Source organism: Pseudoalteromonas arctica A 37-1-2, from assembly GCF_000238395.3.
Taxonomy (GTDB): Bacteria; Pseudomonadota; Gammaproteobacteria; order Enterobacterales; family Alteromonadaceae; genus Pseudoalteromonas; species Pseudoalteromonas arctica.
This window is the reverse complement of sequence record NZ_CP011026.1, coordinates 570685-596542: the sequence shown is the minus strand read 5'-3', so window position 1 is coordinate 596542 and position 25858 is coordinate 570685. Positions and strand designations below refer to the sequence as shown.

The 25858-nt window shown below is 36.7% G+C and carries 29 protein-coding genes; 2 read left to right on the top strand and 27 right to left on the bottom strand.

Translation table 11 applies throughout. From position 1 onward, the window contains the following. Nucleotide 1: 1 nt before the first annotated feature. The 26 genes from PARC_RS20200 to PARC_RS20075 form a co-directional block, all read right to left on the bottom strand. Nucleotides 2–814, bottom strand: coding sequence for a MipA/OmpV family protein (locus PARC_RS20200; protein WP_010553022.1), 813 nt, complete (start codon nt 812–814; stop codon nt 2–4). Beyond that, nucleotides 807–2036, bottom strand: a complete 1230-nt coding sequence (locus PARC_RS20195) for a beta-ketoacyl-ACP synthase (RefSeq protein WP_010553023.1) — start codon at nt 2034–2036, stop codon at nt 807–809. The genes PARC_RS20200 and PARC_RS20195 overlap by 8 nt, the downstream gene beginning before the upstream one ends. Beyond that, the gene (locus PARC_RS20190; RefSeq protein WP_010553024.1) at nt 2036–2761 is read right to left on the bottom strand and encodes a 3-ketoacyl-ACP reductase FabG2; all 726 of its coding nucleotides are present in this window, start codon (nt 2759–2761) and stop codon (nt 2036–2038) included. The genes PARC_RS20195 and PARC_RS20190 overlap by 1 nt, the downstream gene beginning before the upstream one ends. Then, nucleotides 2761–3222 (bottom strand): hotdog family protein, encoded by a 462-nt coding sequence (locus tag PARC_RS20185; RefSeq protein ID WP_010553025.1) that lies wholly within the window; start codon nt 3220–3222, stop codon nt 2761–2763. The genes PARC_RS20190 and PARC_RS20185 overlap by 1 nt, the downstream gene beginning before the upstream one ends. A gap of 3 nt (nt 3223–3225) precedes the next feature. After that, nucleotides 3226–4395 (bottom strand): beta-ketoacyl-[acyl-carrier-protein] synthase family protein, encoded by a 1170-nt coding sequence (locus PARC_RS20180; RefSeq protein ID WP_010553026.1) that lies wholly within the window; start codon nt 4393–4395, stop codon nt 3226–3228. Nucleotide 4396: 1 nt separating this feature from the next. Beyond that, nucleotides 4397–4957: a DUF3261 domain-containing protein gene (locus PARC_RS20175; RefSeq protein ID WP_010553027.1), complete on the bottom strand. Its 561-nt coding sequence runs from the start codon at nt 4955–4957 to the stop codon at nt 4397–4399. Between the two features lie 2 nt (nt 4958–4959). After that, nucleotides 4960–6234 (bottom strand): NAD(P)/FAD-dependent oxidoreductase, encoded by a 1275-nt coding sequence (locus tag PARC_RS20170; protein ID WP_010553028.1) that lies wholly within the window; start codon nt 6232–6234, stop codon nt 4960–4962. Next, nucleotides 6234–8576 (bottom strand): MMPL family transporter, encoded by a 2343-nt coding sequence (locus PARC_RS20165; RefSeq protein WP_148664670.1) that lies wholly within the window; start codon nt 8574–8576, stop codon nt 6234–6236. The genes PARC_RS20170 and PARC_RS20165 overlap by 1 nt, the downstream gene beginning before the upstream one ends. Then, nucleotides 8545–9108 (bottom strand): LolA-like protein, encoded by a 564-nt coding sequence (locus tag PARC_RS20160; protein ID WP_010553030.1) that lies wholly within the window; start codon nt 9106–9108, stop codon nt 8545–8547. The genes PARC_RS20165 and PARC_RS20160 overlap by 32 nt, the downstream gene beginning before the upstream one ends. Continuing rightward, nucleotides 9098–9526, bottom strand: a complete 429-nt coding sequence (locus PARC_RS20155) for an acyl-CoA thioesterase (RefSeq protein ID WP_010553031.1) — start codon at nt 9524–9526, stop codon at nt 9098–9100. The genes PARC_RS20160 and PARC_RS20155 overlap by 11 nt, the downstream gene beginning before the upstream one ends. Before the next feature lie 9 nt (nt 9527–9535). Beyond that, nucleotides 9536–11092 carry an HAL/PAL/TAL family ammonia-lyase gene (locus tag PARC_RS20150; protein WP_010553032.1) on the bottom strand — a complete coding sequence of 519 codons (1557 nt, stop codon included), beginning with the start codon at nt 11090–11092 and terminating at the stop codon, nt 9536–9538. Nucleotides 11093–11111: 19 nt separating this feature from the next. Then, complete coding sequence (locus PARC_RS20145) at nt 11112–12101, bottom strand: lysophospholipid acyltransferase family protein (protein ID WP_010553033.1); 990 nt, start codon at nt 12099–12101, stop codon at nt 11112–11114. Between the two features lie 13 nt (nt 12102–12114). Beyond that, nucleotides 12115–12852, bottom strand: coding sequence for a glycosyltransferase family 2 protein (locus PARC_RS20140; RefSeq protein ID WP_010553034.1), 738 nt, complete (start codon nt 12850–12852; stop codon nt 12115–12117). 12 nt (nt 12853–12864) lie between these two features. After that, entirely contained in the window at nt 12865–13221 is a 357-nt protein-coding gene (locus PARC_RS20135; protein WP_010553035.1) for an ApeI family dehydratase, read from the bottom strand. Further along, entirely contained in the window at nt 13214–14542 is a 1329-nt protein-coding gene (locus tag PARC_RS20130; protein WP_010553036.1) for an AMP-binding protein, read from the bottom strand. Before PARC_RS20130 ends, PARC_RS20135 begins: the two co-directional genes overlap by 8 nt. Next, nucleotides 14526–15092: a COG4648 family protein gene (locus PARC_RS20125; RefSeq protein WP_010553037.1), complete on the bottom strand. Its 567-nt coding sequence runs from the start codon at nt 15090–15092 to the stop codon at nt 14526–14528. The genes PARC_RS20130 and PARC_RS20125 overlap by 17 nt, the downstream gene beginning before the upstream one ends. Next, entirely contained in the window at nt 15092–15346 is a 255-nt protein-coding gene (locus PARC_RS20120) for an acyl carrier protein (RefSeq protein WP_010553038.1), read from the bottom strand. The genes PARC_RS20125 and PARC_RS20120 overlap by 1 nt, the downstream gene beginning before the upstream one ends. 56 nt (nt 15347–15402) lie before the next feature. After that, complete coding sequence (locus PARC_RS20115; protein ID WP_010553039.1) at nt 15403–15660, bottom strand: phosphopantetheine-binding protein; 258 nt, start codon at nt 15658–15660, stop codon at nt 15403–15405. Then, a complete protein-coding gene (locus PARC_RS20110; RefSeq protein ID WP_148664674.1) occupies nt 15653–16429 on the bottom strand; it encodes a lysophospholipid acyltransferase family protein in 777 nt (258 codons plus the stop codon). The genes PARC_RS20115 and PARC_RS20110 overlap by 8 nt, the downstream gene beginning before the upstream one ends. After that, nucleotides 16429–17157 carry a beta-ketoacyl synthase chain length factor gene (locus PARC_RS20105; RefSeq protein ID WP_010553041.1) on the bottom strand — a complete coding sequence of 243 codons (729 nt, stop codon included), beginning with the start codon at nt 17155–17157 and terminating at the stop codon, nt 16429–16431. Before PARC_RS20105 ends, PARC_RS20110 begins: the two co-directional genes overlap by 1 nt. Nucleotides 17158–17238: 81 nt before the next feature. Further along, the gene (locus tag PARC_RS20100) at nt 17239–17760 is read right to left on the bottom strand and encodes a hypothetical protein (protein ID WP_010553042.1); all 522 of its coding nucleotides are present in this window, start codon (nt 17758–17760) and stop codon (nt 17239–17241) included. Further along, entirely contained in the window at nt 17757–18863 is a 1107-nt protein-coding gene (locus PARC_RS20095; RefSeq protein ID WP_010553043.1) for a beta-ketoacyl synthase N-terminal-like domain-containing protein, read from the bottom strand. Before PARC_RS20095 ends, PARC_RS20100 begins: the two co-directional genes overlap by 4 nt. Beyond that, nucleotides 18863–19135, bottom strand: coding sequence for an acyl carrier protein (locus PARC_RS20090; RefSeq protein WP_010553044.1), 273 nt, complete (start codon nt 19133–19135; stop codon nt 18863–18865). The genes PARC_RS20095 and PARC_RS20090 overlap by 1 nt, the downstream gene beginning before the upstream one ends. Continuing rightward, entirely contained in the window at nt 19126–20277 is a 1152-nt protein-coding gene (locus tag PARC_RS20085; protein WP_010553045.1) for an ABC transporter permease, read from the bottom strand. The genes PARC_RS20090 and PARC_RS20085 overlap by 10 nt, the downstream gene beginning before the upstream one ends. Beyond that, the gene (locus PARC_RS20080) at nt 20271–21194 is read right to left on the bottom strand and encodes an ABC transporter ATP-binding protein (RefSeq protein WP_010553046.1); all 924 of its coding nucleotides are present in this window, start codon (nt 21192–21194) and stop codon (nt 20271–20273) included. Before PARC_RS20080 ends, PARC_RS20085 begins: the two co-directional genes overlap by 7 nt. 68 nt (nt 21195–21262) lie before the next feature. Further along, on the bottom strand, nt 21263–23287 hold the full coding sequence (locus tag PARC_RS20075) for an NADPH-dependent 2,4-dienoyl-CoA reductase (RefSeq protein WP_033012786.1): 2025 nt from the start codon (nt 23285–23287) through the stop codon (nt 21263–21265). Between the two features lie 265 nt (nt 23288–23552). Here PARC_RS20075 and PARC_RS20070 point away from each other — a divergent pair, with 265 nt between their 5' ends. Beyond that, nucleotides 23553–24374, top strand: a complete 822-nt coding sequence (locus tag PARC_RS20070; protein WP_010553048.1) for a hypothetical protein — start codon at nt 23553–23555, stop codon at nt 24372–24374. A 24-nt stretch (nt 24375–24398) separates the two neighbouring features. Here the strand turns inward: PARC_RS20070 and PARC_RS20065 are convergent, their stop codons facing one another. Continuing rightward, entirely contained in the window at nt 24399–24845 is a 447-nt protein-coding gene (locus PARC_RS20065) for a DUF2141 domain-containing protein (protein WP_010553049.1), read from the bottom strand. Between the two features lie 84 nt (nt 24846–24929). On the opposite strand from PARC_RS20065, the gene PARC_RS20060 reads away from it, so the two are divergent. Then, nucleotides 24930–25850 carry a hypothetical protein gene (locus PARC_RS20060; RefSeq protein ID WP_010553050.1) on the top strand — a complete coding sequence of 307 codons (921 nt, stop codon included), beginning with the start codon at nt 24930–24932 and terminating at the stop codon, nt 25848–25850. Nucleotides 25851–25858 lie beyond the last annotated feature (8 nt).

Genomic DNA, 25858 nt, shown 5'->3' with positions numbered 1-25858 from the left:
TTTATCTTCCTTCTCGTGTATAAAATTTCCATGCAACTCCAAAGCCAAGCGATACATTACTGTTTTGCTTAACTAAAGGACTCTGTTGCTGCTTTGTATTTGCTAGGTAATCATATTTTACAAAACCACCTAACCAATATTTTTTAGTATCAAGATTTATCCCAATGGATAAATCTGATCCTGAATATCCGGAACGGTTATTAAACTCAGCTCGTTCAGCACTACTATCAAGTAATGAAATACCATAATAATAATTTAAATACCGATCGTCAGCAAAATTAGCATTTGCTCTAATACTGGTGCTTAACTCATAGTCATTCGTTATTAAAAGTGGCGACTCGAAATAAACACTAGGTCCATAATGCCAACCTACATTAGTGATAGACCCAAAATCGGTAGCCATAGCTTTTCGAGTAAAAAGCCCAAAATATAGGTGGCGTTTTGTTTGTGGGGTTCCTATTAAATAATAATTTAATGATGGCCCCAGCTCAAACCCCCAATCTAAGTCATCTAAGCCTTCTCGTGCAGTGTTATCTTTACTGTCAATAGCAATACTTACACCGGCAGAAATGTCTAAATGCAGGTTCCCATGCTGCCACAAGTAGCCTGTAAAGCTATTGCGGTCGATATCTAAATCATCACTTTGATAACGGATATAAGGTACGGGGAGTGCATACTGTTCACTTTGATCAGAACCTAGGTAATGTGGGATGTCAGCCATAAAGATACCGCCACCTACTTCAAGCTTTGATGCACTAAACGAAAACGTACTAAATAAAATTAATAATAAGTATAACCACTTAACTTTACTCACCTTGAAACCGTTTAAAAATAAGAGATGTATTAATACCACCAAAAGCAAAGTTGTTACTCATTACAAAATTTGTATGGATCTCTCGACCTTTCTCAGTAATGTAATCAAGAGGTGCACATTCACTGTCTATTGTTGTTAAATTAATAGTGGGTGCAAACCAGTCATCATTCATCATGTTTATACTTGCCCATGCTTCTATTGCACCACACGCACCAAGAGTGTGCCCTAGATAACTTTTTAGTGAACTAATAGGCTTAGCACCTAATGCATTAAATGTTGCATGAGATTCTGCAATGTCACCTCTATCGGTTGATGTACCATGTGCATTAATATAACCAATTTGATCCGCTGAGATATTAGCATCTTGTAGTGCCATTTCGATTGCAACTTGCATTGTTTCAGAAGTTGGTTGTGTTACATGTTGCCCATCAGAGTTACAACCAAAACCAACAACTTCAGCTAATATGGTTGCACCACGTGCTTTAGCGTGTTCATACTCTTCTAAAATGAGTGTACCTGCGCCCTCACCGATAACTAAGCCATCACGGTTTTTGTCAAACGGTCTTGGTGTATTTTTAGGCGTTTCATTTTTTGTACTCGTTGCATACAAAGTATCAAAAACAGCTGCTTCTGTAACACATAGTTCTTCAGCACCACCTGCGACCATCAATTTTTGGCGACCGAATTTTATCGCTTCGTATGCATAACCAATTCCTTGTGAACCCGAAGTACACGCTGAACTTGTTGTGATCACACGACCTTTTAAACCAAAAAATACGCCAACGTTAACCGGTGCAGTATGAGCCATCATTTGAATATAACTCGTCGCGGTTACGCCATTCATAGAACCACTTTCCATCATGCGACCAAAAGAGACTAAAGGCTCTGTTGAACCTATTGATGAGCCGTATGACACACCGGTAGAACCATCAGTTAAAGCTGGGTGATCCAACAATTGTGCTTGCTCTAAGGCTCGCTCAGTTGCAACTGTAGACATAAGAGAAACACGTCCCATAGAACGAACCATCTTTCGCGTATAGTTTGCTGGGCGACTAAAACCTTCAACGGGGGCTGCTAAATTGGTATTTAAGCCATCAATATAATCCCAGCTAGGCATACGTTTTACTGCATTTTCACCTTTTATTAAAGCCGCTTTGAATACATTCCAATCATCACCTAGCGCAGTGATAGACGCCATTCCCGTTACTACTACACGTTTCATTACGCCATTCCACCATTAACTTGAATTACCTGACGGGTAATATAACTTGCGCCATCAGACATTAAAAAAGCGACTGTTGCAGCCACTTCATCTACATTTCCCATACGGTTAGCGGGAATCATTTTTTTCATTTCGGCTATTGGTAAATCATCAGTCATACCAGTATCAATAAGACCAGGTGCCACACAATTCACTGTTATTTTTCGCTTTGCAAGCTCGACAGCAAGAGCTTTCGAAGCTCCAATAATACCTGCCTTTGATGCGCTATAATTAACTTGCCCACGGTTACCAGCAACGCCAGAGACCGATGACATAGCGACAATACGCCCACCTTTACGATTACTTACCATTGGCATAACTAAAGGATGCAACACATTATAAAAGCCATCTAGGTTTGTGTGTATTACGCTATCCCACTCTTCATCTGTCATTGCAGGAAATGCAGTGTCAGCTGTAATCCCGGCATTGCATACCACGCCATAAAATGCACCATGTTGCTCTACATAACCATCTAAAATTGTTTTAGCTGATTCTCTATCTGCAACATCAAATTGCAAAATATCAACATTGACACCTAGAGCAATAATTTCAGATTTAACCTGTTGTGCCGCTTCTATTCCTGAGCGACAATGCAAACTAATATCAAAGCCATCTTTAGCAAGCTTTAAAGCAATGGCTTTACCAATACCTTTACTCGAACCGGTTACTAGTACACGTCTTGACATTAAATTTGCTCCGCTAAAAATTGGCTAGGGTTTTCTGGTTGAAATACATTAATTTTGGCATCCACTAATAGCGCGTCGCCTTCTTTAATTTTGCACTCAAATGCACTTAAACCACTTTCTTCACTATATAATTTTTCAACTTCAATGGTTAAAGTGCTATTGAGAGAAAAACCAGTGCAATGCATTTTATACTTACGGCTGCTTACTAAAAATCCAACTTCTACTTTAGCACCACTATCTACTTGGTTTGCGTTAGCATAAGCAGCAATAGTTTGTGCCATATATTCAATTCCAACATGGCTTGGTACCTGCTTTAACTCAGGGTCATAAAAATTACTTTGAGGAGTAATTGTAACAAGGCAGCATCCTCTAATTTCGTCATAACTTTCTAGGCTATCGATTAAAATCATTGGTGCAGTGTGAGGTAATACACTTTCGATTGGGTGATGAGGGTGATTCATAGCTTATAGTCCGATTAATACACTGACGTTATTACCGCCAAATGCAAATGAGTTTGATAAACAGGTAGTTATTGTAGAAGGGTGTTTAGCACCAACTGAAACAAGGTTTATTTTGGGTAAATTGGTATCTTGTTCACCATCCCATACATGAGGAGCATAATCATTGCCCCCTAGTAATAACCAACATAAACCTACTTCAGTCGCGCCAGCGGCACCTAATGTATGGCCAATCATACCTTTAGATGAGCTACATGGTGTTTTAATGCCAAAAACATTCATTACAGCAATGGCTTCCATTTCATCATTTTTAGGCGTTGCAGTACCATGCAAATTTACATAGTCGACTTCATTTATATTAATATTGGCGGCAGCTAACGCACTTTGCATTGCCATTGCAGCTCCTTCACCTTGTGGATGAGGTGCCGACATATGATGCGCATCACTGGATTCACCAACGCCTAATAATTTAACTTTTCCCTGCTTTTGTACAATACATAAAGCAGCGGCTTCACCTATGTTTATTCCATCACGATTTTTGCTTGATGGGTTTGATATACCTGCAGATGTTGATGCTAAGGCATGAAAACCATTTACCGTCATCCCACACAGGCTATCTACACCACCTACAATTGCAGCATCGGCTAATTCACAAGCTATCATTTCTTGCGCTGTCGCAAATGCTTTAGAGCTTGATGAACATGCTGTAGATAATGTAAAAGCAACGCCTTCTAAACCCAGCTCACTTTGAATAAATTGCGCTAGGTTGTCCATCTCTTGTTGCTGGTAATGATACTCATTCGGAAAAAGACCATCCCGCTGTTGAGTTTTCATTGCTTGTTCACCTTGAGCAATACCTGATGTACTTGTACCAACAATAACTGCAATTCGCTGTGCACCATATTGTTTTTTAAGCTCAGTAACGGGCTCTCTTAATTGCTCAAGTGCATGTGCTGCCAATTGATTATTTCGAGTTTGAAACTCAAGAGGTCGGTCAGTTAACTCGGGTAACTCTGCATCCACAGCGCCAACATAAATAGGACCTTCGTCAAATAAAGTATTGTTGATAACAATACCCTCTTGACTACCTGCAAGTAAGTTACGTTTTATACTTTGATTATCACACCCTAGTGCATTTATCATGGCGTAATGGCTAATAAATAGCGGTTGTTGCATATTAATATTCTTCTAATCTTTCTATAGTTAAGCGATAATTCTGTTCGTTCTCAACAAGTTGAGTCTGTGATGCATTATATATAACTTCACGAATTAATGTATCGCCTCGATAAAAACGACGTGTTAGTTGCCCTGCAATAGCAGCTTGTGTTATTTGGCAGTTTTTACACATATGTTGTTTAAGTAGTGCTAATGGCCAAAATGCACTTTGCATATCATAAATAATTTTTTTTCCGTCAAGGTCAACTCCTAACGAATTAGTCGTTGTTAACTGCTCCGTGAGGGTATTAAACTGCAACTGAGATAGTGGAACACCTTCAAAACTCAATGCTGCAACTTTGATCATTTTCTCAGAAAATTCAGTAGACACTAGCATTGACTGCTCAACAACACCTGAAAATTGAAACTTCTCAAGCCAGCCTTTGCCAACCATTTCATTAGGTATTGGCATTAACTCAAACAATGCAGTATCAACTTTTGGTTTATGAGTAATCTGGCAAGCATTTAAAAACACAATAAAAATGATAATAAATGCCGCTTTAATACTTTTATTAAACAACATACTTATACAACAGCAGCATCATTATCAGCCATTTCAGAGTCACATATTTTTTCTAAAATATTAAGACCTCGTTTAGTGTTTTTAACGAACGGATTTTTTTTATCCCATGCATAACCCGCTAAAATGGAGCAAACCATTGCTTTTACATCAGGCTGACCATCTGCAAAAAAGATAACTGATTGTAAACTCGTATCATACCAAGAGTTCACAAAGTATTTGAATACAGTGATCCCTTCACGCAGTGGTATTTCATATTCATTTTTCCAATCAACAGTCTCACCTTGTAATTGTTTAACCACAAGTTCAGATGCCTGTACCGCAGAACGAAGTGCAATTGTAACCCCAGAAGAAAATACGGGATCTAAAAATTCACCTGCATTGCCCAATAACGCAAATTTATCACCATGTAACTGTTTTACATTTGCTGAGTAACCGCCAATAGTGCGAACAGGAGCAATTATTTCAGCATCAGCTAACAATGATGATAAGTTATCATCTTCATTAATAAACTTAAGTAATATTTGCTCAAGGCTCATATCTGAATTTTCTATCTGTGCGGTTTCACCCACAACGCCTACGCTCACCGTACTGTCACTAAATGGGATAAGCCAATACCACACGTCAGGAATATCTGGGTGAACTGTAATAAGTATTTTATTACGATCAAATTTAGGACAATCTATATTATCTTTAAAATGTGTAAATACGGCTTTACGAGGTGATAACTCACTCGCTTCTTCTAAATCTAATAAACGAGGAAGAACTCGACCAAATCCACTTCCATCTAAAGTGAAACGGGCTGTTATTTTACTTTTTTGCTCCGTTTTTAAATTAGTAATGTCAATGCACGTACCATTTTCGTTAGTTGTGAAGTTTGTAACACGGTTCCCAAAACGAATTTCAGCTCCTTGATTAATCGCTTCTTGAGCTAATAAATTATCAAACTCAGCGCGTTTAACTTGATAAGTTGTACCAGGGCCTTCACTAAACTTTTCTTCAAAATTAAAGTTGGTGTGATGACCACTTCGGTAAAATGCAGCGCCATTTTTAAATTGGAAACCCAGTTTTTCAGCATTTTCTATTAATGTGTCTAGCATATTTGCTTGGCGTAAATAATCCATTGATTGTGGTAATAAACTCTCACCAATAGAAAAACGAGGAAACTCATCTCGCTCTACTAAACATACACTTAAACCATGCTGCATTAATAAACACGCAGCAACTGTTCCTGACGGACCAGCACCGATTATAGTTACATCAAAATCAGTTGATATCATTAAATATTCCTTTTCGATACAAGAGTAAGGCGCGGGGCCATAATGAACACCATAACAACACCTATAAATACAGTGAAACCAAATTGGCTCACCGCGGGTGTTGAGCTAACAATTAAAATTGCAAATACAAATAAAGAACTTAAAGCTGAGATGAGCGTGGTTAATGTTATTTTTTCACAAAGACCATGCTCAGCATAAAATACGCAGTAGTCTAAACCCAATGCCAAAATGAGTATGCCCGCTACATAATTAAACACACTTAAGCTGTCAAAAAACCATGCACTAATAACAAGTGCTATTACCATAGCAATTGCAGGTCGGCTTACCGCAATAAACGCATTAAGCAATCCGTACCGTAGCCAAAAAACAAGCATTGCGGCACCAAGTGCAAAAATATAAATTAAAACCAAGTGATTTCTAAACAAACCTACCTGTTCACTTACAGCTAATACTTTATCAACAAAAAAAACATCTTTGTAGTTATTTAAGGTCCTTTCGAGAATCTTTGGATCGTTAATACCTTGCAACTTAATAATGCTGTAGTAACGACTATTAATTTCGACCCATTGATCTGTAAATAAGTGGGCTATTTGGCTTTTTTGCCATGTTGGAAAATCTAACTGAGTTAATTCTGGATTATTTCGCATGTAAGGTAATTCTAATAATGTTTTTAATTGATTGAATAAACCGTCATTCTCGGCTTGCAACATTAACGCTTGCGACTTTTTCTGCATAGCAATTGAAGGCAACCACTGGCTGATACTTGAATATCTGGAAAAGGCATTATTTTTCTTTAGTTGGCTTAAGTCTTCAGCTAATTGTTCAGAGCGTTCCAATGTTTGCTGAGAAGAATCCCCCGCCACTAAAATATATGGGCTGTCCCATTGTGCATTTAATATTTCTGAAATTTTCTGTTGTTGAGTCACTAAGCTAGCTGAGCTTTTATAAAACGTACGCGGATCATCAACATTATTAACCACACTTAAAGCTACTATCGCTATAACTAAAAAACCAGCCTGCCACCAATAGTTTAAGCGTTTTTTGAGGAGTGCTTTTTGCCAATTATTAAGTTGAGTAACAAAGTGAGGAATTACGCTTGGTTTTTTTACAATAAAACCAGCAATACTTGGGTAAACAAGTAATACCGTAAGCAAAGCCCCCAATAAACCAGCCATAGTAAATACGGCAATTTGCTTAAATAGTACTAAAGGTGTAAATACTAAAATTAAATAACCGACTGTTGTCGTAATAAAACCCAATAAAAGTGACGAACGAATACTGAGTAAGGGGTTAAACCTGTCAACTTTACTAAAGCGTAATTCGCTCAATGCATGAAAACTATAATCAGCAGCAATACCAATTAATGTAACTGCAAATACCAACGTTAATATATTTACTTCAGTAAAAAATAAACGCAATGCACTGTAACCGTAAAGCATACTTATAGAGATGACAAATAACGTACAAAAAATACTTAACGTGCTTCTATAAACAACCATAATCAACAATAAAGTAGCAATAATGGAAATACTGCCAAATACAGTCATCTCGTTCTGAGCCGTCATACTTGCGTCCGCGGTAAAAAATGCGGCTCCGGTAACAAGATAATGTACACCGGATTTTTTTTCGTCATTTTGTCTTTTTATATCGTTAACTTTTGCAGCTATGTCTTTGGCTATATTTAAATCTAAGCCAGTATCAGAACTAACAAAATTAATAAGCACATAGTAAATTGTACCGTCAGAACGATCGTTTTTTATCTCATCTTGAGCAATAAGATAACCTTGGTAGTTTTTAAGCTTCATTGAGGGGGCGTATTGTTGATTAAAAAAATCAGCTAAACCCAAATTAGGATCAGAAGATAATGTTGCTGCCACCCATGGCGACCCCATTTCATTTAATAAACTAAATTGATAATTAAATACAGCATCTGAATTTTTGTTTTGTAATAGCTGTTTATACTTTTCACTCAGAAATGCATATTTATAAGGTAGGTAATCCTTAACTACAGATTGCAGTTCTGGAAGTGCACCAAAATGAATATTAACTTCAATACCATTAATATCCCTTAGCGCAAATGCAGCTTGCTCTGCGTACTTTATCGCGTTGCTACGCTTTTTATGACCAACAAGCATGACGTGTTGACGCAACTGTTGCTGCTCAACTTTATCACTCACTAATCGCACATCCTCACTTTGTTCCACCGTAAATATCTGGTTAATATCTGCCACAATAGCAAAAGGCTTAAATAGCCATAAATAACTTAAACCAGCGAGTAAAATAAGTAATTGTAATCCCCAAAGGAGTAACTTAGTGCGTGAGTTTAACGACATCCATGTCATTTTGAGTCAGCTCCTTGCTGGTAAATACCATCATTATCTCTGTTTTATTATTTTGCTGGTCTGTTAATACTATACTGCGTTGACTTTCATCAAGTGCACACAAGTTAACATTGGTAAATAATGCAGCAACGTCTTTAAGTTTTGGTATTAAGTTATAACAACGTTCATTGTCTAAAGCGGTTATGTTCCAATCACTTTCATTAATTTGCCCACTAAGGAGCTTTGCAAGTAAATTGTTTATTTGCTTATCTTGAGTAAGCGTTTCATACGCTTTTGATGACTCTAAGCGACGATAAATCCCACTAGGCAGTAACAGCATTTCACTGCTAACCGGTGATATGGTGTGCCAGTAAACATGTTGATCATAAATAACAAATTCACCTTGCGATTTAATCGCCCGCTTTAAAAATGTAAAATGCTTAGCTTGGCTAAACTGTCCTTTACCCTGCAATACTTTAAAGCGACTAAAGTCATTAGCTGCAGCATGCGTACTAAAAAAAAATAAAAATACTAAAGCCAGTTTATTCAACATAAACCATCACTTTATCAGTAAATATACTTGGCGATTCAAATTGGAGATCTTGAGTATGTAAGTCCATCGCAACTTGTATCGTATAAGCTTTAGTCAGAACCTTATCCGTATCAAGGCATTCAATACGGTAATCAATTTTAATCCGCATCTCAAATTCAACCAAAGAGGCGTGAATACGTATACGAGATCCAAATACAGCCGATGCAACATACTTTAATCGCATATCAACAATCGGCCACATAAAGCCTGACTCTTCCATCGCATTATAGTTATAACCAATTTTATCTAGCAATGCGCAACGGGCGTCTTCTATGTATTTTACATAGTTACCATGCCACACAATTCGCATTGGGTCTAAATCATAAAATGGGACCACCATATCTATGGAGGCACTAACAATTGCTTTGGATTTTTTCATTATTTACCTTTAGCTATTTTGATAAAGTGCCCAACGTTGAGTTTGAATATACTCAATCGTTTGACGTAATATCATATCTGTTGGGCGATCTTCTTCTAATAAATCAAAGAAACTTGCTACATCATCAATCATTGCAGTAATTTCAGGGTTTAATGCAGAAGCATCAATTTCATTATTCAAAATACGAATTCGAACACCTTGCACAGCAGCCAATAAAGTTGCCGCGAGTACCTGTTCTGTTAGTTGTAAAATACGTAAACAGTCACGTGCAGCAATGGTCCCCATACTAACTTTATCTTGGTTGTGACACTCTGTTGAGCGTGAAAACACGCTGGCTGGCATCGTTAATTTAAGTGCTTCAGCAGTCCATGCAGAACAACCAATCTGAATAGCTTTAAAACCATGGTTAATAAAGTGACGTTCACTTGAAGCCGCACTTAAATTGGATGGCAAACCATTATTCATCTTAACATCAACCATCGTCGCAATTTGTCGATCTGCTAAATCAGCTAAATTTGCCACACAGTTTTTCATCGAGTCCATAGCCATTGCAATATGACCGCCATAAAAATGACCTCCGTGTAAAACATGCTCGCCAATACCATCAATAATAGGATTATCGTTAGCACTGTTAAGTTCATTTTCAATCATATTTCTTAACCATGGTAGGCTATCTTCAAGCACACCTATAACGTGCGGAGCACATCGAATAGAATAGCGATCTTGTAAGCGGTCTGAATTACGAGGATGCTCAACATGGTTTAAGTCATGCTGAATGCGTTTAGCAACATTTTGCTGACCAACATGCGGCTTAACACTAAATAAAATATCATCGAAGTGATTGCTATTACCTTTAAGCGCAATACTTGCAAGTGCAGTTATACGCGTCATTAAACGACTTGCGTACTCAGAGCGGTCGAATGCTTGACATGCTAGCGCCGTCATAACGGCGGTGCCATTCATAATAGCTAGCCCCTCTTTAGGGCGTAACGTAATTGCTTTTAAACCCTCAGCCGAAAATGCCTCTAATGAATTAACGACCTGATCTTTATAGTACGTATCACGTTCACCAATTAAGCTACCAGCAACATACGATAGAGGTGTTAAATCACCACTTGCGCCTACTGATCCTTCTTGTGGAATAACAGGAATAATATCGCGGTTGATCATCTCAACTAATAATTTAAGTAAATCCCAACTTACACCGGAATAACCTTGTGACAAAGACGCCAAACGACTTGCTAAAATAAGCTTACCTTGCTCTGGCGTAAAAAAATCACCCAAGCCACAACCATGAAAACGCGTTAGGTGTATTGGCAGCTCATTAACGAGTGATAAAGGAATTTCAACGGTGCATGAATCACCGTAACCGGTTGTTACACCGTATATATGACCTTCTTCAGCTAATAGCTTATCTAAAAAAGCGACGGCAGAATCAATTTTTTTTGCAAAGTGACTATCACCAGAAAGCGCAACTCCGCGCTTATCTTTTACAACACTGATAATGTCTTCAATTGTTAAACGGCCTGCACCAAATAATAGGTGACTTGATGTATTACTTTCCATTTACTACTTCTCCAGATATTTAGCTAGGCTTTGAATCTTTGTCTGTGGCTTTTGGCCAAAAATTAAAAAAATTGTACCATTGATACGGCGCTTTTTTACAATAAAACTCGAGTCGTTGAGCGAACTTAGTAGCCATTGACTGAAAATACGCTTGACGCTCTTTACGTTTAACCTTGATAGGGTCTGCAAATTTTTCAATGTACGTTTTATAACGTCCTTGCTCATTAATACAAAACATTAAAAATACAGGGCATTCCATAATGTTTGCAAGAGCAAATGGACCTACAGCAAACGGAGCATCTTCTCCTAAAAACGGCACATGATGTACACTATTTGGGTTATTAACCGATGTACGGTCAGCAAATATAATTACGGCTTCACCGTCGTCTAATTTTTGCTTTAATTTAATTGTATCATCTGGACCAAAGTTATTGATATGAATAAAATTAATGGCTGCATCTTGGTTAACCTTCTTCAAAAAATTATTAAATGAAGGTGTATGCTCATTATAAGTAATCACGTTAAGCGGTCGTTTGTTATCTCCCATGCTAAAAATAGCACGACAAATTTCCATATTACCTAAATGAGCACTAAAAATAACAGCGCCTTTAGCCTCTAGTAATTGCTGATAACCTTCTGGTGTAGCAATTTCTAAATCTTTAATATTTACTTTACCAAGCCAAGCATCAAATTTATCTAAAATTGCCATACCAAACGAGAAGTACAACTTAAAACCTTGTTTAAAACGCGCCCAACCAGTGCGTTTATCCTCACCCATACTGACATTAAGATTATCTAAATAGTGCCAAATAGCTTGACGAGATAAACGACCTGTAACGTAAAAATAAAACATAACTGGTGTTAAAACTATTTTAAACAGCCACTTACCAAATACCTTGTATATAAATACCAATACTTCGATACCAAGCATAGAGCCGCGTTCTTTTAATTGTGACCAATGAAATGGTTTATCAACGTCGTTATGCGGTGCTTTTTTTTGCTCTGACACGCAATAAATCCCTCTATTTAAATTTGTTTATAATTAAACGTGGTAAACGCCACAACATGCCAAAAAAGAGTCTCGTATGCATTTTTGAAATTAACACGTTATCTTCCCATACATTAAAGTGTGATACTCCATTCTCTGGGTAATGAACTTTAGTTTTGATAAATTCAACAGGCGTGCCTTGCCAATAAAGCTTTACCATTACCTCTATATCAAAATCCATTTTATTACCCAAACGAGTACTATTTATAAGCGTTATATAAGCATCTAACGGATATACACGAAAACCACACATAGTGTCCTTTAATGCAAACGATAACGTTTCTATATAAACCCAAAAATGAGTTATAAAACGTCCATAATAACGTCCTTTTGATATTGACTCATCGTAGATAGGTTGCCCACTCACTAATGCTTTAGGGTAAAGCTTAGAGCGAGTCACAAGTTGGTCTACATCGTTTAAGTCGTGTTGACCATCAGCATCAATTTGAATTGCATGACTCCAGCCTGCTTGATGAGCATGAACAAGACCCGTTTGTACAGCGGCTCCTTTGCCACCATTTTCAATGCGGCGTACCAATGTAACCAAAGCAAACTCTGCATCTATTTCTTCAAGCACATTTTGCGTTTGTTCGTTGCTTCCATCATCAACCAATATAATAGGTAGATTAAAATCAACTAAAGCAGATATCGTATCGTGAATCACTAAATCGTGATTGTAATTTGGGATAACAAATCCATATTTACTCGACATTATAAAGCACTCTTATTCATCATTTAGCACTACTTTGCCTGATGCATGCTGCCCATGCTCTGAGCTGTAACTAAAGCTAAATTTAGTATTTTTAATTTTTTTTAATAATAAATCTACTTCGTAATTTGGTTTAACTATAATCTGAAATTTTAACGCATCAACTGAAATTGCTTTTTGGCAATCTACATTCAAATATTTAGTCAAATAATGCATCACCCAATCAAGTTGAGCTACACCGGGTAAAATTGGTGCTAGCGAAAAGTGACCTTGAAAATAAAATAAGTTTTCTGGTATTTTCAAACGCAAAAGCACATGTTCAGGGCTTTGTTCTATTACTTCACAAATAGGTTTATATACAAAATCAGTCAAACATTTTCTCCAATTGCATTTTTTCGAGTTTACCTTGCGTGTTATAAGGCAATGCCGACAAATAACGAAACTTACGTGGTACCACTAAAGGTTCAAAAAATGCTTTTAAATGACTCTTAAGAGCCTGTGAAAACTTAAATTTACCGTGCTCTGCTAATACAGCTTCACCCTCTTGGGTTAGCACTAATACTGCGGCAATTTCACTTCGTTTGTTTTGCTGCTCACTTTCAAGAAGTAATACATAGCATTCGTTAACCAAAATGTATTGATTTATCTTCTGTGTTATCTCATCTAATGAACAACGTTTTTCTTCAATTTTAACAATGCGATCTGCTCGACCTAATAACGAAAACTGATTACTGTTGGTTAATTGCGCTCTATCATCTGTTTGATACCACTGACGCTGATCAACATAAGGCGATGAGATAATAAGTCTTTGTAAGTCATCTGTTTTTATTTTTATAGGCGTAAACGCTTGCCAGATTATAGACTCACTTTGTTGACGCCAAGCTATTCCGCCAGTTTCAGTACTTCCAAGTACTTCAACCGGTGAATAACCAAATTGCTCGCTTAGTAAATTAGCAGCAACTGATTGTAGTGGTCCACCAGATGAAAAACAGCAGCGTAATTTATCTTTAACAGATACTAATACGTTATCTTGAACCAATCGATGATAGTAAGCTGGGCTACTAATTAAGGTAATGTCACTTTTAACTGTATTTTCAATAAACGAAAGTAAATGCTCTGGATATTCAAAGCTACTAAAACAAACATTTCGACCAGAGTATAGAGGCCAAAGTACTTTAAATAACAATCCATAAATGTGTTGATGCGACACAGTAGCAACCAAAGTCGTATTTACAATTTGCCCGCCAAATTGATCTTCAAGTACATCAAGTTCTAAAACTAATTGCTTAAACGTTTTATCTACCGCTTTAGGTTGTCCACTCGAACCCGATGTAAAAAAACGAATATTTGTAAGCTCGTCAATATCAAGCGCAGCTGTAGTGCTACTTCTTAAATCTGGCGTAAATGTGATGTCAGCAGATGATAAGCTAGCATCACCACAAAATGCATCGGCATGGCTTAAGCATTGCGTGAGCTGAGCAGGTTGTCCATTTTGGGGCAAAACAATTGACTTTTTTGCCACTAATAAAGCAAAAAACAATACGCTAAACTGGTAGCTATCAGCATCAAAAAGCAACCACGTAATTTCAGGTTGCTTAGAAAACTTTTTAGCGTGCTCGTTAACCTGCTCACGCCAAGTTGTAAAGTCATGGTTCTCACCATAAAAATAGTTATTATTATTTGGCCACTTCATTCGATTTATTTTTTGCCTTTTGCCATTTTCTTACAATCAATTCTATGATCATTAATAACCCCATCAGCAGATACGAAATCAAGCCATTATAGGTAAGCCATACTTTTGGATTTGGGTGAAATACGGTTACAGTCGCAATAAAACCATTCAATATAAAAAACACACACCACACTTTAGTTACTGATCGTGTGTAACGCTTTCCATGTTCATCTAGGGTTTCAAATTTGCCTGCAATAATTTCAATTACACTTGGGGGTCTATATAGTGAATAAGCAAACACAGCTAAAAAGCAGCAGCTAATAACAACAGGGTAAAACTTTAACGCTAATGCTGAATTTGCAAAAGTAGCAAAAAGTAATAACCCACACCCGCATGCAGTCATAATTTTTAAATGAGGAATTGTTGCTTTGCTGTCTTTAACCAACCAATGTCTTAGCAATAAAACGGCAACAAACACACCACCAATAATTACCGGTTCACTGTACTGTAAGCCAAAATATACCGCAAAAGGGTAAGTTAATAATAAGCCAGCTAACAACGCCTTTTTCATTAAGCCTCAACAACCATTAGCTTTTCAATTGCGTCAATTACATCTTGTACGGTACGAACTTGTTTAAAGTCATCAGGTTCGATTTTTTTACCTGTTTGTTCGCGTAATTTTACAACCAAATCTACGGCATCAATGCTATCAAGATCTAAATCTTCATATAAACTTGCTGTGCGAGTAATGTCCTCAGGCTCTATCTCAAAATATTCCTGTAAAATATCGCTAAGCATCACAAAAATTTGCTCGCCGCTTTTCATGTTTTCATTATTCATATATATATCCAAATACTGTATCGCTTTATAAACGCAGTATGTTATGCCCTTGTTGCAGCTATAAAATCACATAAAGTTTTAACCGAGTAAAAATGCTTTTTACTGTCATCGGTATTTCCATCAATTTTTACATCGTATGCTTTCTTAATTGCGACGCCTAATTCAAGTGCATCAATTGAATCTAAGCCTAAACCATCAACAAAGAGTGCTTCTTCATCGTTAATATCTGCGGCTTCAATGTCTTCTAAATCTAAAGTTTCGATAATTAGTTGTTTAACTTCAGTGCTTAAATCACTCATATTTTAATTTTTCCTCGTTAAGATAAGCTTGTAAATCGCGTGTTAGTTTGCGTACCGAATTAGTTATCTGATCGTCTTGTATATAAGGCGCAATCAAATAAGGTGGTAAAACACGCATCTTAAAGGTAAAACGGCGATCAGTTACCTGATACCACTTTTGTCCTTTGGTTAATGTTATTGGGTTTACATCAATTAATATTGGTAAAATATCGACTTGAGTTCGAAGCGCAATGTTGCCTGCCCCTCGTTTAAAATGCCAAGGTTTACCTGGTATACTTCGAGTTCCTTCAGGGAACACTATAAGGTTGTTTCCACTGGCAAAGCTTTTTTTGCATTGCCCTAAAAAGTAATCTGGCTCAGCATCATTATTGATATAACCAGTGGCTTTAACTACACCTTTTAGAAAAGGGTTTTTCCATAGATCAGCTTTAACAACACAGTCTGCATGGCGCACAATAGAAATAAGCACAACAACATCAATTAAAGATGGGTGATTAGCTATTATTAACTGCCCTTTTGCTTGTTTTATTGCATCGAGCTTATCTACGTCTAAGCGTAATATGCCAACTAAGCGCATATAACCAACAAAAAATTTAAATGAATAATGCACTGCAGTTCGTGCAGCTTGATTTCGTTTATTTATATCACGATAAATAAGTCGTTGAATTGAAAAAATAATAACAGACAATGCCAAACCACCAGCACTAAACAATGCAAAGGCACTGCCTGTTGCAATAATACGGTATGCTTTTATCAATTGAGTCTTCATTAGCGCGATAGCTGCCATTGATATCTTTTTGAGTTTATTTCTAACTTATTATTTTGTGAAAAATAAAACTTTAAAAAATCGAGAGCTTGTAACTCAGCTGCTTCACTTTCTTTTACTTGATGATGACCAGTGCATTTTAACTCAAAACCGTTACTACTTTCACACGGTTCAATAAGCAACCCTACTGCTATATTGTCAGGTTTTTGTTGTACATAAGGTTGGTAATGTTCAGGTACAGCTTGGTCACTATATACATATAAAATACGCTCATAGCCACGAGTTTTTAGCTTTGCTACAGCATCTACTAATCCCATAAAAAAACTATCTTCACCTGCGGACATAGCGCAAAGTGGTGCTTTATTTCCAGCATAAATACTAAACAAACCACCCACAGCATTATGTACTGATAACGCAAAGTTAGTTGGAGAAAGCGTTTCTTTAGCTGCAACAGATGCAATTAATTTAGTCGTTTTGTGTAGGTCGCCATGGCGAGAAGAAAATACACTAGGAATGTTATGCTGAAATGCTTCACTTGCCTCTAAAGCACAGTGAAGTGTCAATTTAGCAAATGCACTTAAACGTCTTCGCTGCATCGCAGGTATCTGTTTTAATTCAGGAAGAGTTAACGTTTGTGGGTTCACTATCATACCGTTAGAGTATGATTGCCAATCTTGGTGATTTATTTTTCCGTCGCCCCAAGCGATGCATTTTTTGATAATAAATTTCAATGTAATAATCCCTATTACAGCAGTGGTGACAAAAAGAGGCTAGATTCTACAGTCGCACTTGTTTTGATTCAAGGAAAACTCTCATATAACACCACGTTCGCCGAAAAAACCATCATCTTGGATTATTTTCGCCCAACATTCTCGCTGGTTTTCATCTTCTTGCCAAACCAGTAAAATAGCGTGTTCAATCAAACCTAAACTCATATCGGTTTCAGCTAGCAGCTTATTTTTTTCTATTGCTTGCTTACTACTACCTATAAAAATGTTTGGACCATCAATCGAATACGTATTAGCTATATAATAGTTTGCTGCATTACCAACACTTGCTACAAAATTTAATGGCTTTATAGGGTTGTTTTGGTGTACATCAATTAACATCGATTGCATTGAATCACTCGAAAAGTAATCCGCGCAGCTATACAAGCCACTCTTTGCACTTAGTTCAATATCACCTTTAGCACGGTATACAGCAAGTAATGCAATTAGTGTAAAAGAATCCATCCTACGAACCTGTAAACCGGTTTCTTGTTTTACGAGTTGCCTTAAGCTTTTTACATCTAGCTTTTTTTCAAAACTTAAATAGCTACTGCCTACTTCTTTCATTCAGTCCCCCTATAACACTGAAAAACTAAAGCCGCATTATTACCGCCAAAACCAAAGTAATTAAATAATACAGTGTTCACTTGTGAAAAGTCATTTCCTTTATAAAAGGGCCACATCAAATCGTTATTTTGAGTTATATACTCAGGTGGTATGTACGATTCTTTACTTAAACAATCAGCAAATAGTGCAATTTCAATTACACCACATGCGCCTAATGTATGTCCTGTAAAAGGTTTAAAAGCAATAATAGGAGGAGGACTCTGAGTTATTTCTGATGTATTAAATAATGTAGTTAAAGCATTGCACTCTGCTTCATCATTACCAAGCGTGGCAGTACCATGTACTTTAATTAGGTCTATATCAGTACTTTGAATATTTGCCTGTAGTAAACAATCATTAATAACTTGTGCAATATGACTGCCATCTTCCTGAGTCATTGTTAAACTATAAGTGTCGCATGACGATGCACCACCCAGCATTTTGAGACTACACTGCGCGGTAGGCGTCGATGATAAATAAAGAGCTGCAACTCCCTCCCCTAAGATTAAGCCCGAACGACCTTTAGCAAATGCAATTAATTCTGTTTTACTAATTAAATCTAACGACTTAAAGCCTTCAACTGTTAGGGGGTTATAAAATTCGCAACCTATAACCAATGCATGTTCAATTTTTCCGGTACTTATTAAACGCGAAGCATACAAACATGCATTAGCACTTGCTGTACATGCTGTGCTAAAAGTAAATTCCAATTCATTTAAACCGTATCGTTTTGCTAATGCTTGGCTAATTTTATCTGTTTTAGATAGCCATAGCTTATCTTCATCCCCAACTTTCACAGCACTGATATCTAAAGAAGTCGATCCTAAAAACAAATTAGTTTTTGCTAAGTCACTAGCTGATAAATTCAACTTTTTAAAAAGAGGATATAGCACAGCATCAAAATAACTTAAAATACTCGTAAAATCGCTACAATTTATTTCTTCTCGGAATGATTTAAATGCCACACTCTCATCTTCAATAGTGCTTACAACACTACTTGTTTTATTACTTAATGGTGCCGATAGCACTTCGCTGGCATTTAAATATACATCCCGTTTATTCATTACTTAGCACGCTCTTGAATAATGAAGTCGGCAATTGTATCTATAGACTGTAAATGTTTACGCGTTTCTTTAGAGCCTTCGACTTTAATGCCAAAGTTTTGTTTTAATACTAATGAGAGTTGTAAAGCATCTAACGAGTCTAAGTTGATGCGTGATTTACTTCCAAACAATAGCTCTGAGTCAATAATATCAGCGGGCTCAAAATCATCTTCTTTATCACATTCAGTAATAATCAATTGTTTTAACTGTAGTTTTAATTCGGCTAATTCCATGTCAAATTCCTCATTTTTTTATTAAATATACATAGTGCAGCAACAAAGCATAGCAATGAAAAACCCCAAAGCGATGCTGTATATTGCCAAAAAGTGTGATCAACTGATTCACTCATCAGTTGTCGTAATAGTTGAGCTGACCAAAACATTGGCGACCCATTTGCCAGCGCGGCTAAATTATCCGGCATAATTTCAAGCGGCACCATAAAGCCACTTAACGCAGCTAAAATTATATTTACTCCACCACCTACAACAATAGCTTGCTCATAACTCGACACCATACTTGCTAATAATAAAGCAAAGGCAATCGCAGTAAAACTAACGGTTATAAATGTAAATATACTAAGCAATAAACCATGCAGCGGTAGCAAAGGTACATTCAAAAAATAGGGAATTACAATACAACCAATAATCGCAAGTAAACAACCTTGTATAATACTTACAATGACATAAGCACACGCTTTGTTATAAAAATAGCGAGCCATACTGATTGGATACGTTTTTAATCTAACCAAAGTGCCATTATTACGCTCATTAATAAAAGTGAGCGAAATAGGCAAAACAATAAAATAGATACCAAATACCCACCAAGCAGGAATGCTGTTCAACGCAGGGTTGTGTAACGCTTTAGCTAGCGGCTTTTCTAATAAATAACTTACATCTGATGATTCAACAACTTGATTAACTTGCTCATCTAACGATAAATCCTGAGATAAATCACCTGTATCAAGCATATACAAATAGAGTTTTAATTGAGATAAGCTCGCTTTCAATTTTTCAGTCATTAGTAATCGCGTTTGCGGCGCGAGTTCGTCACTTATATCTAACCGTAACTGGCTATTACCTTGGCGCATTAAAATTTGTTTATCTACACCGGCTTCTATTGTTAATCTGTTATCGGAATTATTTTTATCTATAGTAAAACCCTGTGCAATTAAAAGTGCGATTAAAACATTGCTATGCGCACTATTCTCTTGCCCAATTACACTGAGAGTTAGATTAGCTTGTATATTTTTTTGCGACTGACTGCTTGCCATCGTCATAATAACCATAAATACAATAGGCATTAGTAATAATACAGCTAAGCTGTGTAAGTCATTTATAATTAATCTGGCTTCTTTTTTTACCGTATGGATTAACATGATGACTCCGAAAATAAGTCTCGATACAGTTGCTCTATATGACTATTTGAAAATGTCAGTGTTTTAATATCATGACTTAAATTAGCAAGCACTATAAAAGCTGATGCTAGCTGCTCGCTATTACTCACTTTTAATTGATGTCCGCCATTTTCTAAAATGGTTATCGGCTGTGTAAAAAGAGTTATTTGAGTAGGGGATAAAGGCTTAACAGTAGTGAAGTTTAAAGACGGTTTTTGAATATTTAAAAGTTCATTTGCTACGACTTTACCATTATTTAAAAATACGACTTCATCGCATAGCAATTCAACTTCGTGTAATAAATGAGAGGTATAAACCAAGGTTTTACCTTGTTGTTTTAAATCCAATAATAAATTAATTATTGCATCACGCGATAGTGGATCTATGCCTACCGTTGGCTCATCTAAAAATATAATGTCTGGCTGTTTACTCAAGGCAATTGCAATATTTAAGCGACGCTTATATCCACCTGATAAAGAACCCGCCATTTTATTAGTAACATCATCAAGCCCGCATGCTCGTATAGCCGATTTAATATGGTTTGAATGTAAACTGCGATTTTTTTCACTTATGGACACAAAAAAAGCTAAATTATCGTGCACACTAAGTTCATGATAAAAGGCAAAATCTTGCGGTACCAAAGCAACTTTTTGCGCGATAGCTTTTTTGGTCGTGTACTGTGAATAAAAAGGGTAACTAATATGACCTGTTTGAGCAGTCAATAGACCACTCATTAATGAAATTAATGTTGATTTTCCAGCTCCATTAGGACCTAAAATAGCGGTACAGCTACCTTGAACAAGATTGAATGATATATTGTCAACACTCAATGGCATATTTGCTTTATAACCAAAGCTCACTTGTTTTAGCGCCAACATAATAGGCATTAACTGCGTCATACCTTTCCCTGTAACATTAATTATTCCTTTATATTTTTAATTATATTAATAGTGAACTGCGTAACCAGCTATAAACTTTGCGCAACAGAAAAAGCATCGCCAATCGCTCTTTGTAAGTCTAATTTTTCAGAGTTTAACGCACCACCTATATAGCTAACTGGCATTAAACTGTTTAGTTGATGATGATACTCTGGCAGTACCGACTGCTGACCACTACAAATTACAACATGGTCCACACTTAATACTCGTTCACGGTTACGTATATTTAAATGCAAACCTTCTTCATCTATTTTTTGATAATTCACAGCAGCAAGCATTTTTACTCCCTGCTGTTTTAAATGCTCTCGGTGTATCCAACCAGTCGTTTTCCCTAAATCTGCACCATGCTTTCGCAGTTTACGTTGCAGCAAATACACTTCATTTGATATTGTTGATTTGGCAGGTTTTTCTTTTATACCACCAGCATTGCCGACGCTCAAGTCAATACCCCATTGCTCACTAAAACGTGCGTTTGAGGGGGTCATATTCAAACATCGATTTTTCATTGCAACTATGTAAGCGGCGACATCAAAACCGATTCCACCAGCACCAATTATTGCAACTTTTTCGCCAAGCTTTACTTTAGCGCTAAGCACTGACTCATAACTAATTACGTTTGGTAATTTAATACCTTCTATTTCCGGGGTTAAACCTGTGACACCCGTAGCAATAACGCAGTGATCAAAACGAGCTAAAGCCGCTATATTAGCTTCTATATTTAAGTTAATTGTAACATTTAGATTTTTTAAACGGCTTTTAAAATAACGTAACGTTTCTCTAAATTCTTCTTTTCCGGGTACATTGGCGGCAAGTAATAGTTGCCCACCCAGCTCTAATGCACTTTCAAATAAAGTAACTTGATGGCCACGTTCTGCGGCATAAATAGCACAAGCCATTCCTGCAGCGCCACCACCGACTATAGCAACTTGTTTTACCTTATTAGCTTTATTAACAGGCATTAGCGTTTCATTACAAGCTCGAGGATTAACAATACATGTGGCTGGCAAGTTAATAAAGATATTATCTAAACAAGCCTGATTACAGCCAATGCAAGTATTAATTTGGTCAGAATTACCCGCTTTCGCTTTTGCGACAAACTGACTGTCGGCTAAAAAAGGGCGTGCCATAGAAATAAAATCAGCATGTTTACCTGCAAGTAATTGTTCTGCAACTTCTGGAGTATTAATTCTGTTGCTCGTAATAACAGGCACCGTTACTGCTGTTTTTAGCCGTTGACTTAAGGATGAAAAAAATGCTCTTGGAACACTCGTTGCTATAGTTGGAATGCGCGACTCGTGCCAACCAATGCCAGAATTAAGCATATCAACACCTGCAAGTTCTAGCTCATGCGCCAACTGCAATACTTCATCAAAAGTACTGCCGTCTTCAACTAAATCAAGCAAAGATAAGCGAAATATAACTATAAAGTCACGCCCTAAAGCAGCGCGAACTTGTTTTACAATACTAACTGCAAAGCGAATACGGTTTTTATAACATCCGCCCCATTGATCATCTCTATGGTTTGTCGCTTTAACAATAAATTGATTTATTAAATACCCTTCAGAGCCCATAATTTCGACACCATCGTACCCTGCTTTTTTAGCGAGCTTGGCGCATTGCACAAAATCATCTATTTGTTTTTCTATTTGTTGATGGGTTAATTCTGCTGGAGTATAAGGGCTTATAGACGCTTGAATAGCTGATGGGGCAACTTGCTTAGAATGGTAACCGTAGCGCCCTGCATGCAATATTTGCATGCAAATTTTTGTATCGTGTTTTTTAACAGCCTTTGTAATTAACGTGTGTTGCTCAACTCCCTCTATAGAATCTAAAACACTTCGGTTAGGCGCTAATATCCCTTCTTGATTTGGAGAGATACCACCGGTAATAATCAAACCAACACCTGCGCGGGCACGTTCACCATAAAAAGCGGCTAAACGCTCAAAACCTTGAGGTAACTCTTCTAAATTTGTGTGCATAGAGCCCATCACCACACGATTATTTAGTGTAGTGGAACCTAACTGATAAGGCGTAAACAAATGGCTATATAACATAAAAACAACACAAAGTGACTCAAAACCGCGCTAGAGTAACAAGCTTTAATTATGACTGCAAAATTTACTGCAATATTTTAAAATTAACGACAAAACAGTTTGATTTAAAAACAAATAAATAATATATCTTGTTGTGTAGCAAAGTGATGACTATGATAGTTAACAAGTTTATTATACTAATTAACTTTCAAATACAGAGTGCTATATTTAAAAAATTAACAATATAGTATTACTCTTTTTACTCCCTCTTATACAAGGAATCGTTATGTTTTCATTAAAATCATTATTAATGGGCTTAGGTTTAGCTGCATTATCAAGCTCTGCATTTGCACTAACAACAAGTGAGCAGCTCAATTATGACCGGTTAATTTCAGGCGATATTAATCAAGTAAAACAAGCTGCTCAGTCTATTGTATCCAGCAATAACAGCAACCCTGAGGTGCTAGATGTTTTAGCCCAATACTTAGCCAAAAACTACTTAGCTGCGGCTGATTACCAATTAGATACAATGGCGTGGGCATGTCGCGCTTTAGGTGAGACAGGAAACGCGCGTTACCGAGATTTACTCTCTACTATAGTTAATAGCAATGCACATAAAAAAATCCGTAAATATGCAAAAAAATCATTAAAGCGTTTACCTTCTGATAGTACTGAGCAATTTGTAATTGGATCTGTAGATTTATCAAACTTACAAAAAAATGCTCCTAAGTCGGATATTCCCTCGCTTAAAGGTGACGATAAAGTCCTGTTTGATATAGCAAGTGAAAATTTAACTGAAATTAAATTGCTCGCCCAACAGTACACATCTAAAGGCCTACCCTCTAAGAAAATAGGCGACACCCTTGCTGAGTATTTTGCTCAAAATTACAAAACAAGCGAACAACACAAATTCGATACTTTAGCGTGGGTATGCAAAGGTTTAGCAACCGATGCAACCGGACGTTATAAAACACTAATTGAAGACGCTGAAGAAAACAGTCCTATTCGTGCAGTTAGAAAGCATTGCCCTGATGATATTGATGGAAATGGCCCGTATTACAAAGCAGGTGATGTTGATTTAGCTGCAATTATTAAACACCTTAAATAACGTATTTATAAATAACGCCGTAATTTAACGGCGTTTTTTGTAATTAACGTTTACTTTAATAGATTTACTACTTGTAAGTTCAAACACGCTATTTTCGGGTGATGGTAGCCCCATCATTAAATTAGGGTTGTTCGAAAACCCAACTGGTTCTTTAGGAATCGAACTCGACGATACATCAAGTAGACCATTTCCATTTAGATCTTGAAAAAAACGCAAACAATAACGACCTTCAGGTAACTCATTCAGCGTTACTTTATGCTCATCACTCGTTACTGTAAAATTTTGTACTCGAATCTCTGGTAAATCATCCCATGCTAGGGCTGTATTATTGCAATCAAGCACTTGAAAGTGTAATTGACCTCCCACTCCCCTAAACTTAGCGAACGAAATATCAAGAGAGTAACCTTGCCCTACAGCAAATAATTTACAGCTAAATAGTATAGTAGAAACAAAAATAACTATTTTATACATCAAGTAATCATCCAATTTAGTATGGTTTGAGTTTTTATATTGGGTATAATAGCCGACTATTAGGAAGTTATAAAAGGTAAAAGGATGCACAAAGTACTCGTTATTCATTATTCTCAAACAGGTCAACTCACCAAAATTGCAGATTCAATTGTAAAACCTCTGCAAAATGATGATGAAATTACGGTAGATTACCTTAATTTAAAACCTGAAAAAGAATACCCATTCCCTTGGCCTTTTTTAACCTTTTTTCATATTTTTCCTGAATGCGTAAAAATGACGCCGCAACCAATGGAAGTTGTTGAGCCCGATCATAGCGATTACGACTTAATTATTTTAACGTATCAAGTATGGTTTTTATCTCCATCGCTCCCTATTTCATCATTTATGCAATCGCCACAAGCAGGTAAACTACTAAATAATAAACCCGTTATTACCGTTATTGGTTGTCGTGGCATGTGGTTAAGCGCACAAGAAAAAATGAAACAGCTACTTAAAAATGTCAATGCTAACCTAATCGATAATGTGGTGCTTAGTGATGAATGCGGTACTGGCTTTAGCTTTTTAGCAACACCACTTTGGATGTTCACAGGAAAGAAAAAACCTGTTTCGTGGGTGCCTGCAGCAGGTATCGCCGAAAAAGAAATTATTGATGCTAGTCGCTTTGGTATCGCAATAAAAAAATCAATTAACAATTTACCCAATACGCAACAACTTCAACATTCTGTGTTAAAAGGATTAGGAGCAGTTAAAGTAAATGAGAGATTTATTGCCAGTGAACGTGTTGGTCAACATAGCTTTAAGATTTGGAGTAAAATCCTAACAGCTTTGGGTCCTATGCACTCAAAGCGTCGAAGTTGTGGGCTTATAATCTATGTGCTATTTTTGCTCACCTTAATTATTACTGTGGTGCCAATTACAGCAATAATAAAAAAATTAATTGCCCCTTTAACAAGAAAAAAAATTGCAAAGCAAAAAGCCTATTTTGCTGAGCCTTCTGGAGAGTAGTTTTACGT

Coding starts and splice junctions, on each gene's coding strand:
- PARC_RS20195 (WP_010553023.1), bottom strand. CDS start 2,036: ATGAAACGTGTAGTAGTAACGGGAATGGCGTCTATCACTGCGCTAGGT.
- PARC_RS20190 (WP_010553024.1), bottom strand. CDS start 2,761: ATGTCAAGACGTGTACTAGTAACCGGTTCGAGTAAAGGTATTGGTAAA.
- PARC_RS20185 (WP_010553025.1), bottom strand. CDS start 3,222: ATGAATCACCCTCATCACCCAATCGAAAGTGTATTACCTCACACTGCA.
- PARC_RS20180 (WP_010553026.1), bottom strand. CDS start 4,395: ATGCAACAACCGCTATTTATTAGCCATTACGCCATGATAAATGCACTA.
- PARC_RS20175 (WP_010553027.1), bottom strand. CDS start 4,957: ATGTTGTTTAATAAAAGTATTAAAGCGGCATTTATTATCATTTTTATT.
- PARC_RS20170 (WP_010553028.1), bottom strand. CDS start 6,234: ATGATATCAACTGATTTTGATGTAACTATAATCGGTGCTGGTCCGTCA.
- PARC_RS20165 (WP_148664670.1), bottom strand. CDS start 8,576: ATGACATGGATGTCGTTAAACTCACGCACTAAGTTACTCCTTTGGGGA.
- PARC_RS20160 (WP_010553030.1), bottom strand. CDS start 9,108: ATGTTGAATAAACTGGCTTTAGTATTTTTATTTTTTTTTAGTACGCAT.
- PARC_RS20155 (WP_010553031.1), bottom strand. CDS start 9,526: ATGAAAAAATCCAAAGCAATTGTTAGTGCCTCCATAGATATGGTGGTC.
- PARC_RS20150 (WP_010553032.1), bottom strand. CDS start 11,092: ATGGAAAGTAATACATCAAGTCACCTATTATTTGGTGCAGGCCGTTTA.
- PARC_RS20140 (WP_010553034.1), bottom strand. CDS start 12,852: ATGTCGAGTAAATATGGATTTGTTATCCCAAATTACAATCACGATTTA.
- PARC_RS20130 (WP_010553036.1), bottom strand. CDS start 14,542: ATGAAGTGGCCAAATAATAATAACTATTTTTATGGTGAGAACCATGAC.
- PARC_RS20125 (WP_010553037.1), bottom strand. CDS start 15,092: ATGAAAAAGGCGTTGTTAGCTGGCTTATTATTAACTTACCCTTTTGCG.
- PARC_RS20120 (WP_010553038.1), bottom strand. CDS start 15,346: ATGAAAAGCGGCGAGCAAATTTTTGTGATGCTTAGCGATATTTTACAG.
- PARC_RS20115 (WP_010553039.1), bottom strand. CDS start 15,660: ATGAGTGATTTAAGCACTGAAGTTAAACAACTAATTATCGAAACTTTA.
- PARC_RS20110 (WP_148664674.1), bottom strand. CDS start 16,429: ATGAAGACTCAATTGATAAAAGCATACCGTATTATTGCAACAGGCAGT.
- PARC_RS20100 (WP_010553042.1), bottom strand. CDS start 17,760: ATGAAAGAAGTAGGCAGTAGCTATTTAAGTTTTGAAAAAAAGCTAGAT.
- PARC_RS20095 (WP_010553043.1), bottom strand. CDS start 18,863: ATGAATAAACGGGATGTATATTTAAATGCCAGCGAAGTGCTATCGGCA.
- PARC_RS20090 (WP_010553044.1), bottom strand. CDS start 19,135: ATGGAATTAGCCGAATTAAAACTACAGTTAAAACAATTGATTATTACT.
- PARC_RS20085 (WP_010553045.1), bottom strand. CDS start 20,277: ATGTTAATCCATACGGTAAAAAAAGAAGCCAGATTAATTATAAATGAC.
- PARC_RS20080 (WP_010553046.1), bottom strand. CDS start 21,194: ATGACGCAGTTAATGCCTATTATGTTGGCGCTAAAACAAGTGAGCTTT.
- PARC_RS20075 (WP_033012786.1), bottom strand. CDS start 23,287: ATGTTATATAGCCATTTGTTTACGCCTTATCAGTTAGGTTCCACTACA.
- PARC_RS20070 (WP_010553048.1), top strand. CDS start 23,553: ATGTTTTCATTAAAATCATTATTAATGGGCTTAGGTTTAGCTGCATTA.
- PARC_RS20065 (WP_010553049.1), bottom strand. CDS start 24,845: ATGTATAAAATAGTTATTTTTGTTTCTACTATACTATTTAGCTGTAAA.
- PARC_RS20060 (WP_010553050.1), top strand. CDS start 24,930: ATGCACAAAGTACTCGTTATTCATTATTCTCAAACAGGTCAACTCACC.